Below are 12,289 nucleotides of genomic sequence, written 5' to 3'. Positions count from 1 at the left end.
GGCGATTTGCGTCGGCACCGTACCCTGGTAGGAGTGAGTATCGAGTTGTCGGATCGGCCTGACGAGGCTGCATCAGCCCAGTCACCCCGCAGCTACCAGGTTCGAACCTACGGCTGCCAGATGAATGTCCACGACTCCGAACGCATCTCCGGGCTCCTCGAGGACGCGGGATATGTGCGTGCCGGCGAGGACGACGACGCCGACCTGGTCGTCTTCAACACCTGCGCCATCCGGGAGAACGCCGACAACAAGCTCTACGGCAACCTGTCGCACCTCGCACCGGTGAAGTCCCGGCGCCCCGGCATGCAGATCGCCGTCGGCGGCTGCCTGGCGCAGAAGGACAAGGACACCGTCATCTCCAAGGCGCCGTGGGTCGACGTCGTGTTCGGCACGCACAACATCGGCTCGCTGCCGGCGCTGCTCGACCGTGCCCGCCACAACGAGGAGGCGCAGGTCGAGATCCTCGACTCCCTGGAGCGCTTCCCGTCGACGCTGCCCGCCAAGCGCGACTCGGCCTACTCCGGTTGGGTGTCGGTGTCGGTGGGCTGCAACAACACGTGCACCTTCTGCATCGTGCCGTCGCTGCGCGGCAAGGAGGTCGACCGCCGTCCCGGTGACGTGCTGGCCGAGGTCAAGGCACTCGTCGACCAGGGCGTCGTCGAGGTGACGCTGCTCGGGCAGAACGTCAACGCCTACGGCATGTCCTTCGCCGATCCCGACCAGCCGCGCAACCGCGGCGCCTTCGCCGAACTGCTGCGTGCCTGCGGCGACATCGAAGGGCTCGAACGGGTTCGGTTCACCTCACCGCACCCCGCCGAGTTCACCGACGACGTCATCGAGGCGATGGCCGAGACCCCCAACGTGTGCCCGCAGCTGCACATGCCGCTGCAGTCCGGCTCCGACCGCATCCTGAAGGCGATGCGACGCAGCTACCGCCAGACCAGGTTCCTCGGCATCCTCGACAAGGTCCGCGCCGCGATGCCGCATGCGGCGATCACCACCGACATCATCGTCGGGTTCCCGGGGGAGACCGAGGAGGATTTCCAGGCGACCCTCGACGTCGTCGAACGTGCCCGGTTCTCCAGTGCCTTCACCTTCCAGTACTCGCCGCGCCCCGGCACCCCGGCCGCGACGATGCGCGACCAGGTGCCCGCCGACGTCGTCGGCGAGCGCTACCAGCGACTCATCGCGCTGCAGGAACGAATCTGTCTGTCGGAGAACGAATCCCTGACCGGCACCGAGGTGGAGCTGCTCGTCGTCGCCGACGAGGGGCGCAAGTCCGCCGAGACCCGGCGCATGACCGGTCGCGCGCGTGACGGACGCCTGGTGCACTTCGCGCCCGGCGACACCGCCGGCATCCGGCCCGGGGACGTGATCCACACCGTGGTCACCGCGGCCGCGCCGCACCACCTGATCGCCGACGCCGGGGTGCTCTCGCACCGTCGCACCCGCGCCGGCGACGCCTACGAGCAGAGCCGCACGCCCACCACCGCTCCCGTCGGCGTGGGCCTCGGCCTCCCGACTGTTGGTCCCCCCGTGCCCACCCTCGCCCCTACGCCCGCATCCGCCGACGCCGGCTGCGGTTCCTGCGGTTAGAGCGCGCGTTACACCAGACCCACTCGTGAGAAGAGGCGATGACATGTCCGAGAACCCGGACCGCACACCCGGCGCTTCCGAGAAGGACGCGTTCAAGGAGTACGAACAGGACCTGAGGAAGGCCGAGCGCAAGGTCGCCGGTGAGATCGACCCCGGCGCCCGCGCGGTCGTCGTGGCCATCGCCGTCCTGCTGGCCATGGTGTCGCTGGTCCTGCCGCACACCGGCTCGGTGACCGGCCTCGAAGTGCTGTCCTTCGCGCCGGAGGCCGTGGCCGAGCGGGTCACCATCGTGTCGAAGATCTTCGTCTACCTGGTCACGATCTTCGGCATCGTCGTCTCGATGCTCGCCCTGCTGACCCGCCGCTGGATTCTGGCGTGGATCGCGTTGTGTGGCTGTGCCATTGCATGTGTGGCCGGGATGCTCGCCTGGTGGTCGCGCAACACCCCCGGCGTCGGCGGCGTCCAGCCCCCGTCGGGAGTGGGCATCGGACTGGTCCTCGGCTGGATCGCGGTCTTCGTCCTGACCTTCCACTGGTCACGCGTGGTGTGGGCGCGCTCGTCCTACCACCTGGCGATGGAGGCCGAGCGTCGCCGACAGGCCGCCGAGCAGGAGGCCTACGCCTCGGCGCTCTACCACAAGGACCCCGAACAGCCGAAGTAGTCGGCGGCCCGGGGTCCTCGGGTGGTCAGTTTCTGACGGGTTCGCTCAGCGGTCGGTGACGGCGCTGTGGGCGGCCTCGGCCCATTCGCGCCACTGCGCGGCCTGTTCACGCAACGACGCAGCCTCGCGGTCCTTGCCCTTCTCGGCGGCCTTGCGGGCCTGCTCCTCGAACTGCGCGGCACGGTCGGCGAACTGCGCGGCACGCGCCTGGGCCTCCGGGTCGGTGCGCTGCCACTGGGCGTCCTCGGCATCGCGGATGCGCTTCTCGATGGCCCGCGCGCGTCCCTCCAGGGAGTGCATCTGATCGCGCGGGACCTTGCCGATCTCGTCCCACTTGTCGCGGAACGACCGGAACTCACGACGCGCCGCCTCGAGATCGGCAGCCGGGTCGATGGCCTTCTCGGCGGCCTCCAGCAACGCGATCTTGGCGGTGGCGTTGGCCGCGAACTCGGCGTCGCGTTCGGAGGTCGCGGCGTTGCGGGCGTTGAAGAACACGTCCTGGGCGGCCTTGAACCGCTGCCAGAGGGCCTCGTCGGTGTCGCGGGGCGCGCGACCGGCCGCCTTCCACTCACCCAGCAGCTCGCGAAACTTGGCCGAGGTGGGCCCCCAGTCGGTCGACGACGACAGCTCCTCGGCGCGGGCGATCAGCGCTTCCTTGCGCTCCTTCGCCCCGGCGCGCTCGCGGTCGAGTTCGGCGAAATGGGCACCCCGGCGGCGGTTGAAGGCATCGCGGGCCTTCGCGTAGCGCTTCCACAGGGCGTCATCGGTCTTGCGATCGATGCCCTTGATGGTCTTCCACTCGTCGAGGATCTCGCGAAGCCGGTCGCCGGCGCCCTTCCAGTTGGTGGCCTCGGCGCCGATCTGCTCGGCCTCCGCAGCGAGGGTCTCCTTGCGGGCGATGGCGGTGGCGCGGGTCTTCTCGCGCTCGGCGCGCAGCGACTCGGCGACCTCGTCGGCGGAACCGACGATCGCTTCCAGACGACGCTGTAGAGCGGCGACATCGCCGATGACGTGGGCGTTCGGCAGGTCGTCGAGCAGGTGCTTGGCGGCGGCCTGGGCCTTGCGCGGGTCACCGGACCGCGCGCTGAGACGTTCCTCGAGGATCTCGACCTCGGTCGCGAGGTCATCGAAGCGGCGTGCGAAGTGGGCGAGCCCCTCTTCGACGGTGCCGGCCTGCCACTGGCCGATCTCGCGTTCGCCGTCGGCCGTCTTGAGCCACACCACACCCGAGGAGTCGATGCGACCCCATCGGTGCGGGTCGCCGGCACTGATGTGCGTGATGACGGGTTCGTGTGGTCCCGGTCGTGGGCCGGGCTTGGGGCGCGGACCGGGTTTGGGGCCGGGGGTCGGGACCGGAGTGCTCGTCTGCGGCGCCTCGGTGGCCGTGGAGGGGTCGGTCGGGTGGGTCATCTGCACATGTCCTGCCGCTCAGTGGTGCCGCGCGTCACGGCTGCCGGTCGCTGGGTCGGTTCTCGCGGGGCATCGTAACGCCCCGGCGACAGCCGACAGTACGGATCCATTCAAGCAGTTCAGGCGCGTGCATGTGGTGTGCGCGGCGACTTACCGGAATCCGTGTCGGGGTTCGGGCGTCGGTCGCGATGTCTGGTTCGACTAGCGTCGTGGTGTGCTTGCGGCCGTCGTCTTCGTACCGAGTGCCCCGTTGCTGGTACCCGAATTGGCCGGTCCGTCGGCGTTCGACACCGAACCCGTCCGATCGGCGGTGCGGGATGCCCTTGCCGGCGCGGCGTCGACCGGGATCGATCGCTGGGTCGTCCTCGGCGCCTCCGACGACCCGGTGACCGGCCGGGTGGAGGAGGCGGGGTCCGGCAGCTTCGCCCGGTTCGGGGTCGATGTCCGGGTGAGCGTGAGCGATCGGACCGGCCCCCCGATGAGCCTGTCCGCCCTGATCGGCGCTTGGCTGCGGGAGTGGGCGTCGCTGGGGACGACGAGCACGTCGATCGTCGGCCGGGAGACCTCACCCGCCGAGTGCGCGGACATCGGTGCGGATCTCGGCGCACGACTGGGGGAGTCCGCGGAGCGGATCGGCCTCCTGGTCGTCGGCGACGGCTCGACCGCGTTGACCCCCAAGGCGCCGGGCGGTGGCCGACGGGATTCTGCGGTCGCCCTCAACGACTCGATCGTCGCGGCGCTCGGTGCCGCCGACATCGGCGCTCTCCTGGATCTCGAAGCGGCTCCTTGCGACACCGAGGGGGTCGGCGGCCGGGTCGCGTGGCAGGTCGCCGCCGCCGCGGTGGAGAGCTGCGGTTCCGGCGTCGTGGCGAAGACGAGCTACGCCGACGCCCCGTTCGGGGTCGGTTACGTCGTCGCCACGTGGGCCGTTTCGGGTGACCGGTCATGAGTGACCAGCGGGCACTGCGGCCGATCATGGTCGTCGGCCCGACCGCGTGCGGGAAATCCGACCTCGCCCTCGACCTCGCCGAGCGTCTGGGCGGGGAGATCGTCAACATCGACGCGATGCAGCAGTACCGCGGCATGGACATCGGGACCGCCAAGGTGCCGCTCGACGAACGCCGGGGCATCCCGCACCACCAGATCGACGTCCTCGACGTGACCGAGGTGGCCACCGTCGCCCGATACCAGCAGGCCGCGACCGCCGATGTGGAGCGACTCCTCGACGCAGGCCGTGTACCGGTGATCGTCGGCGGCTCGATGATGTACATCCAGGGGCTGCTCGACAACTGGCAGTTCCCGGCGACCGATCCCGAGGTCCGCGGCCGGTATGAGGAGATGCTCGCCGAACGCGGCGTCGCCGAGATGCACGGGTTGCTCGCGGCGGTCGACCCCGCCGCTGCCGCAACGATTCTCGACACCGACGGCCGGCGGATCGTCCGCGCGCTGGAGGTCGTCGAACTGACCGGGCAGCCGTTCGCGGCGTCGCAACCGACGATCGGCGAACCCCGGTGGGGAACCGTGATCCTCGCGCTCGACCGGGAGACCGCCGAACTCGACGACCGGATCGCGCGTCGTACCCGGCTGATGTTCTCCACCGGTCTGGTCGACGAGGTCGAGGGCCTGTGCGCGGCCGGACTGCTGGAGGGCCGCACGGCCTCGCAGGCGATCGGCTACAAGCAGGTACTGGCCGCCCTCGACGGCGAATACGACATGGCCCAGGCCGAGGAACTCACCTTCATCGGCACCCGCCGGTATGTGCGCAGGCAGCGGTCGTGGTTCCGCCGCGATCACCGGGCCGTGTGGCTCGACGCCGCCGCCCCCGACCTCGCCGACCGCGCCCTCGAGGCCGCCGCCGTCTGATCCACGCACCGAGAAGTAGTCTGGTGCGCGTGAGTTCCAACCCAACCGGTCTGCGCTTCGTCAAGGGTCACGGCACCCAGAACGATTTCGTCGTGCTCGCCGACCCGGCCGCGGAGTTGTCGCTCGATGCCGAGACGGTCGCGGCCCTGTGCGACCGGCAGCGGGGCATCGGGGCCGACGGTCTGCTTCGGGTGGCGCGCACGGGTGCGCTCGTCGAGCGCGGTGTGCTCGACGCCCTGCCCGACGGTGTCGGCGCCGACGACTGGTTCATGGACTATCGCAACGGCGACGGTTCGATCGCCGAGATGTGCGGCAACGGCGTCCGGGTCTTCGCGCACTTCGTCCGCGCGACCGGACTCGCCGACACCGACACCTTCACGGTGGGCTCGCGTGCCGGGGCCCGGCCGGTGATCATCCACTCCTTCGACGACGTGCACGCCGAGGTCACCGTCGAGATGGGCGTCGCCCGCCTCGACGGCACCTCCGTCGTGCGCATCGGCGACGACATCTACCCGGGCGCCAAGGTCGACGTCGGGAACCCGCATCTGGCGTGCGTGGTGGCCGACCTCACCGCCGACGCCCTCGCTGCCGTCGACTTCACCGCCGGCGTGGTCATCGAGGCCGACGACTTCCCGAACGGGGCCAACGTCGAGCTGCTGACCCCACCGGTCGAGGACGTCGACGGGCGTCTGTACGCGCGGATGCGGGTCTTCGAACGCGGCGTCGGAGAGACCCGAAGCTGCGGAACAGGCCTGGTCGCAGCCACGCGCGCCGCTCTCGACGCGCGCGGACAGGACACCGGTGAGTTGCGCATCGGCATCCCGGGCGGCGAGGTCACGGTGACCATCCGGACCGACGGCTCGACCCTGCGCGGCCCGTCGATGCTGGTCGCCGACGGCGTCCTGCGACCCGGCTGGGACCGCTGAGCCGATAATCACGTGCTCAGCATGGGCCGGGCGTGAGACCATGGATCCCGTATGACCGAATCATCAGCACAGATCCTGTCCGACGCGGACCTCGACGATCGCCCCGGTGACCTCCACCGCGACGACGATCCGACCGTCGGCGAACTCCAACTCTCCGAGCGTGCGTCACTCCAGCGCGTCGCCGGACTCTCCACCGAACTCACCGACGTCACCGAGGTCGAGTACCGGCAGCTCCGCCTCGAGAAGGTGGTCCTCGTCGGTGTCTGGACCGAGGGCAGCGCCGCCTCGGCCGAGGCCAACATGGCCGAGCTCGCCGCCCTCGCGGAGACCGCAGGTTCGCAGGTCCTCGACGCGCTGATCCAGCGCCGTTCCAAACCGGACTCGGCCACCTACATCGGTAGCGGCAAGGCCGAGGAACTCCGCGAGATCGTCCTGGCGACCGGGGCCGACACCGTCATCTGCGACGGTGAGCTCACGCCCGCCCAGCTGACCGCGCTGGAGAAGGTCGTCAAGGTCAAGGTGATCGACCGGACCGCCCTGATCCTCGACATCTTCGCCCAGCACGCCACGTCCCGCGAGGGCAAGGCGCAGGTCTCGCTGGCGCAGATGGAGTACATGCTCCCGCGTCTGCGCGGCTGGGGTGAGTCGATGTCCCGGCAGGCCGGTGGCCGCGCCGGCAGCAACGGCGGTGTGGGTCTGCGTGGTCCCGGTGAGACCAAGATCGAGACCGACCGCCGGCGGATCCGTGAGCGGATGGCCAAGCTGCGCCGCGAGATCCGCGACATGAAGAAGGCACGCACCACCAAGCGTGCCGCCCGCAACCGTTCGGCGATCCCGTCGATCACCGTCGCCGGCTACACCAACGCCGGCAAGTCGAGTCTGGTCAACGCGATGACCGGCGCGGGTGTCCTGGTGCAGGACGCGTTGTTCGCGACCCTCGACCCGACAACACGACGGGCCACGCTCGACGACGGGCGGGCCGTGGTCTTCACCGACACCGTCGGTTTCGTGCGCCACCTGCCCACGCAGCTCGTCGAGGCGTTCCGGTCGACGCTGGAAGAGGTCGTCGACGCCGATCTGCTCCTGCACGTGGTCGACGGATCGGATCCGTTCCCGATGGAACAGATCTCGGCGGTGCGCCAGGTCATCAGCGAGATCGTCGCCGAGGAGAAGGCGGAGGCACCGCCGGAACTGCTGGTGATCAACAAGATCGACGCGATCGACGGCAACCGGCTCACCGAGCTGCGCGGCGCGGTCGGTGCCGACGCGGTGTTCGTCTCGGCGCGCACCGGCGAGGGACTGCCCGAGCTGTTCGACCGTGTCCGAGAGTTCGTCGGCCGCGAGGATGTCGAGCTCACCCTCGAGGTCCCGTTCTCCCGCGGCGACATCGTCTCCCGGATCCACAGCGAGGGTGAGGTCCTCACCTCCGAGCACACCGAGTCGGGTACGACGATGAAGGTCCGCGTCCCGGCCGCTTTCGCAGGCGAGATCGCGGACCTCACGGTCTAGCTGTCAGTCTGAGTCCGGGGCAGCCGGCGTCTGGATCAGTCGGCGTCGAGGTCGGTCTCGACCAGGGTGACGATCTTGTCGAGGGCCGCCTGGTCGTCGGCGGTCACCACGACCTTGGTGCCCTTCTCGGCGCCGAGCGTCATGATCATCAGTGCAGAACCGGCGTCGACCGGGTCGCCGCCCTCGAGTCCGAGGGTCACGGTGCTACCGGTGTCGGCGACGGCCTCGGCGATGATCGTGGCCGGGCGGGCGTGCAGGCCGACGGCCGATCCGACGGTGGCGGTGGTGCTGGGCATGGTGCCTCCTGTGTTGCTGATTGCTTGTCTGATGGTTGTTCGTCGGAGTGTGGGTGTTCGGCGGGTCCGGACTTCAGGCTGCCACGGCCTCGAGGTCGGCCGCGGCGATCTCGCGGGTCCTGCCGAACTGCTTCGCCGCGATCACCACGACCGCGCTCAAGACGGTGCCGGCGAGCAGGGCGACGAGGAACAGCACCCAGTTGTTCATGGCGAAGAAGACGAAGATGCCGCCGTGCGGGGCGCGGAGCTCGATACCGAATGTCATGATCAGCGCGCCGGACAGGGCGCCGCCGGCCATCATCGACGGGATGACGCGGAAGGGGTCGGCCGCCGCGAACGGGATGGCGCCCTCGGAGATGAACGACGCACCGAGAAGCCATGCGGCCTTGCCGTTCTCGCGTTCGGGTTCGGTGAACAGGCCGGGCCGCAGCACCGTCGACAGCGCCAGTGCCAGCGGCGGGACCATGCCGGCGCACATGACCGCGGCCATGATCTGGAACTGTGCGGGACCTGCGGTCGCGGCGTCGGCGATCCCGGCGGTGGCGAACAGGTAGGCGGTCTTGTTGACCGGGCCGCCGAGGTCGAAGCACATCATCAGGCCGAGCACGATGCCCAGGACGACAGCCGATCCGCCGGACATGCTCTCGAGTCCGGAGTTCATCTGCTCGGTCAACCATGCGAGCGGCTTGCCGAGGACCAGGTAGAGCAGGCCGCCGACGATCAGGCTGCCGAACAACGGGATGACCACCACCGGCATCAGTCCACGGGCCCACTGCGGAACCGGGAGTCGCGAGATCCACAGGCACGCCGCGCCGGCGATCAGGCCGCCGATGAGTGCCCCGATGAAGCTGGCTCCGACGGCGAGCGACACGATGCCCGCGACGAAACCGGGTGCGATGCCGGGACGGTCGGCGATGGCGAAGGCGATGTACCCGGCGAGGACGGGGACGGCGAGTCCCATCACCCCCGACCCGATCGCGAAACTCACCGCACCGAGGTACTGGAGGAGACCCCCGGAGGGGAGATCCCAGAGGCTGTTGTTGAGGGCGATGAAGGCGGCGTCGTCGAGGGAACCACCGGCGTCCAGGGTGCTGTTGGCGATCTCGTAGCCCGCGAGCAGGAAGCCCAGCGCGATGAGCAGACCGCCTGCGGCGACGAACGGGATCATGTAGCTGACGCCGGTCATGAGTGCCTGGCGGGTGCGCGCGGCCAGCCCGACACCCGACGAGGACCCGGCCGAGGCGGTGTCGGTGCCACCGTCGGTCACCCGGGCCGCATCCGGATTCTGTACGGCGGCAACGGCTTCGGCGATCATCGTGTCGGGCTCGTTGATGGCGCGTTTGACGCCCGAGGCGATCACCGGTTTGCCGTGGAAGCGGCCCTTGCCCTTGACCCCGATGTCGGTCGCGAAGATGACGGCGTCGGCGGACGCGATCACCTCGGGATCGAACGGCGTGGTGGCCGAGGAGCCCTGGGTCTCCACCGCGAAGTCGACGCCGGCGCGTTCGGCGGCGTACTTCAGTGCGTCCGCGGCCATGTAGGTGTGCGCGATCCCGGTGGGGCAGGCGGTGATCGCGAGGATGCGCGGCCGGTCCGCGGCGGGCTTCTCTGCGGGCGACGCGGCGTCGGCCGTGGTCGCGGCAGTCGACGGAGGAGTGGTCTCCTTCTTGGCGTCGGGGTCCACGGCGTCGGTGACCAGTTCGATGACGCGGTCGTCGGTCTCGGCCTCGCGGAGGGCCGCGACGAAGTCCGGGCGGACGAGCGAGCGCGCCAGTGAACTCAGCAGTTTCATGTGCGCGGCCGCACCGCCCTCGGGGGCGGCGATGAGGAAGACGAGATCGGCCGGACCGTCGGGTGCGCCGAAGTCGACCTTGCGGGACAGGCGCGCCATGGCGAGGCTCGCCGACGTCACCGACGCGGTGCGTGCGTGCGGGATCGCGATGCCTCCGGGAAGTCCGGTGGCGGACTTGGCCTCTCGTTCGAGTGCGGCGCGGGCCAGGTCGGCGGGATCGGTGGTCCGTCCGGCCGCGGCCAGAGCATCGGCGAGGGTGGTGATGACGGCGGCGGGGTCGGCGCCGGCGTCGACGTCGAGACTCACCGTCTGCGCGGTGATGATCTGCTCGGTCATGAGATGTCCTTCGGCAATGGAGGGTTGATGTGGTGCGGGTTCTGCTGGGGGCGTGGGATCGGGGTCATCTCATCGGCCGGCCCCGGAGAGTTCCGTGACCGTGACCCCGGACAGGTCGAGGTGGGCGGGGGTGGGGGCGGCGGTGCCGGCCAGCGCGGCGGCTGCCGAACCGTAGGCAACAGCGGACCGCAGGCATTCCGGAGCGGAAGCGCCGCGTGTCCGGGCGATGAGGAAGCCGGCCAGGGACGAGTCGCCCGCACCGACCGTGCTGCGCGGGACGATCGGTGGTGGGGTCGCACACCAGGTGCCCGCTGCGGTGGCGAGGACGGCACCCCGTGCTCCCAGCGTCGCCAGGACACTACCGCCGATCTGCTCGACGAGGCCCTGTGCCGCGATCACGACCGGCCGGAGATCGTTGCGGGACAAGGAATCACGGAGCTCGGCGGCATCGGCGCCGGTGAGCTCGGCCAACTCGTCCTCGTTGGGTTTGATCAGGTCGACACGTCCGGCTGCCGCGGCGCGCAACGGTGCTCCCGACGTGTCCACGGCCACCCGGCATCCGGCGGTGACCAACGCGTCGGCCACTGTCCGGTACCAGTCCTCCGGCACGCCGGGCGGAAGCGATCCGCACAGCGTGACCCAGTCCGCACCGTTCGCGTGGGTCCGTATCAGAGCGGACAGCGACCGGAGCTGAGCTGCGGACAGGGTCACGCCCGGGGCGTTGATCTTGGTGGTGGTGCCGTCGGATTCGGCGATGGTGACGTTGGAACGGACCTCGCCGTCGACGGGGACGGCGTCGTAGGGGAGCCCGAGGTCGTCGAGCGCGGCGAGCAGGGGGTCGCCGGCGCGAGCGGGCAGCAGGGCCCGGGTCGGGAGTCCGGCGGCGGCGACGGTGCGGGCGACGTTGACGCCCTTGCCGCCCGGTTCGGCACGGACGACGCCGGCCCGCTGCACCTCGCCGCGTCGCAACGGGGTGGCGAGTTCGAGGGTCCGGTCGACGCTGGGATTGGCGGTGACGGTGAGGATCACGCGATCACGACCTCGACGCCGCGGGCCGACAATGCGGCGGAGAACTCCGCATCGATGCCGGAATCGGTGATGAGGACATCGATGTCGTCGATACCCGCGAAACCGGACAGCTCCTCGCGCTCCATCTTCGAACTGTCGGCGAGGACGACGACGCGTCGGGCCGCGGCGACCATCGCCGCCTTCACCGCCGCCTCGTCGGGGTCGGGGGTGGACAGTCCGTGCGCCTCGCTCAGCCCGTTGGTGCCGATGAACGCGGCCGTCACGCGGAGGCGTCCCAGGGCGGCGACCGTCTCGGCGCCGACCGTCGCCTGGGTGAGCCCGCGGACGCGGCCGCCGAGGGCGTGGAGACCGTCGGCGTGGTGGCCGGCGAGCAGCCCGGCGATCGGGAGGCTGTTGGTGATCACCGTGAGGTCGCGGTCGCGCGGCATGGCCTCGGCGGCCCGGAAGGTGGTGGTACCGGCGTCGAAGAGGACCGACCCGCCGTCGGGCGGGAGGAATCGGAGAGCGGCACGGCCGATCGCGGCCTTCTCCTCGGTCTGCTCCGTCTCACGCTCGGCGATGCCGAGTTCGCCGATCACCCGCAGGATCTCGGGGCGGACGGCGCCGCCATGGACGCGTTGCAGGTGCCCGGCGCGTTCGAGGACCGCGAGGTCGCGGCGGACCGTCTCACTCGTCACGTCGAACTTCGCGGCGAGCTCGGCGACCGAGGCGCGTCCTGCGACGCGCACCTCCTCGGCGATGGCCTGCTGTCTCTCCTCGGCGTACACACCGGCTCCGTTCTGATCGTTCCCGTGGCTCGTATCCGAAGGCCCTGGTTGAACTCGTCAATGTGGGAACATGTTGCTTTGTATGTTGTAGTAACTGTGTTTAC

General features: G+C 70.1%; 11 protein-coding genes. 6 read left to right on the top strand and 5 right to left on the bottom strand.

All coding sequences use genetic code 11. From position 1 onward, the window contains the following. Positions 1–45 precede the first annotated feature (45 nt). Positions 46–1,596: a tRNA (N6-isopentenyl adenosine(37)-C2)-methylthiotransferase MiaB gene (gene miaB / locus OK17_RS01810; protein ID WP_461416606.1), complete on the top strand. Its 1,551-nt coding sequence runs from the start codon at positions 46–48 to the stop codon at positions 1,594–1,596. 43 nt (positions 1,597–1,639) lie between these two features. After that, positions 1,640–2,257, top strand: coding sequence for an Rv2732c family membrane protein (locus tag OK17_RS01805; RefSeq protein ID WP_461416507.1), 618 nt, complete (start codon positions 1,640–1,642; stop codon positions 2,255–2,257). A gap of 45 nt (positions 2,258–2,302) precedes the next feature. Here the strand turns inward: OK17_RS01805 and OK17_RS01800 are convergent, their stop codons facing one another. Next, a complete protein-coding gene (locus tag OK17_RS01800) occupies positions 2,303–3,667 on the bottom strand; it encodes a DUF349 domain-containing protein (RefSeq protein WP_461416506.1) in 1,365 nt (454 codons plus the stop codon). 214 nt (positions 3,668–3,881) lie between these two features. Here OK17_RS01800 and OK17_RS01795 point away from each other — a divergent pair, with 214 nt between their 5' ends. Genes OK17_RS01795 through hflX form a run of 4 tightly spaced genes read left to right on the top strand, consistent with a single transcriptional unit; the run spans position 3,882 to position 7,965 of the window. Continuing rightward, on the top strand, positions 3,882–4,616 hold the full coding sequence (locus tag OK17_RS01795; RefSeq protein WP_461416505.1) for a class III extradiol ring-cleavage dioxygenase family protein: 735 nt from the start codon (positions 3,882–3,884) through the stop codon (positions 4,614–4,616). Continuing rightward, the gene (miaA, locus tag OK17_RS01790) at positions 4,613–5,530 is read left to right on the top strand and encodes a tRNA (adenosine(37)-N6)-dimethylallyltransferase MiaA (RefSeq protein ID WP_461416504.1); all 918 of its coding nucleotides are present in this window, start codon (positions 4,613–4,615) and stop codon (positions 5,528–5,530) included. Before OK17_RS01795 ends, miaA begins: the two co-directional genes overlap by 4 nt. A 23-nt stretch (positions 5,531–5,553) precedes the next feature. After that, positions 5,554–6,456: a diaminopimelate epimerase gene (gene dapF, locus OK17_RS01785; protein WP_461416503.1), complete on the top strand. Its 903-nt coding sequence runs from the start codon at positions 5,554–5,556 to the stop codon at positions 6,454–6,456. Between the two features lie 51 nt (positions 6,457–6,507). Beyond that, on the top strand, positions 6,508–7,965 hold the full coding sequence (hflX, locus tag OK17_RS01780) for a GTPase HflX (protein WP_232719457.1): 1,458 nt from the start codon (positions 6,508–6,510) through the stop codon (positions 7,963–7,965). Between the two features lie 35 nt (positions 7,966–8,000). Here the strand turns inward: hflX and OK17_RS01775 are convergent, their stop codons facing one another. From OK17_RS01775 to OK17_RS01760, 4 genes are all read right to left on the bottom strand, one after another. Further along, positions 8,001–8,261: an HPr family phosphocarrier protein gene (locus OK17_RS01775; protein ID WP_461416502.1), complete on the bottom strand. Its 261-nt coding sequence runs from the start codon at positions 8,259–8,261 to the stop codon at positions 8,001–8,003. 73 nt (positions 8,262–8,334) lie between these two features. After that, positions 8,335–10,389 (bottom strand): PTS fructose transporter subunit IIABC, encoded by a 2,055-nt coding sequence (locus tag OK17_RS01770; RefSeq protein ID WP_461416501.1) that lies wholly within the window; start codon positions 10,387–10,389, stop codon positions 8,335–8,337. Positions 10,390–10,458: 69 nt separating this feature from the next. Then, complete coding sequence (gene pfkB / locus OK17_RS01765; RefSeq protein WP_461416500.1) at positions 10,459–11,418, bottom strand: 1-phosphofructokinase; 960 nt, start codon at positions 11,416–11,418, stop codon at positions 10,459–10,461. Beyond that, positions 11,415–12,185, bottom strand: a complete 771-nt coding sequence (locus OK17_RS01760) for a DeoR/GlpR family DNA-binding transcription regulator (RefSeq protein WP_461416499.1) — start codon at positions 12,183–12,185, stop codon at positions 11,415–11,417. The genes pfkB and OK17_RS01760 overlap by 4 nt, the downstream gene beginning before the upstream one ends. Positions 12,186–12,289 lie beyond the last annotated feature (104 nt).

Source organism: Gordonia sp. GN26 (assembly GCF_054823965.1).
Note: the sequence above shows the minus strand (reverse complement) of the source record. Positions and strands in the feature narration are given on the sequence as shown.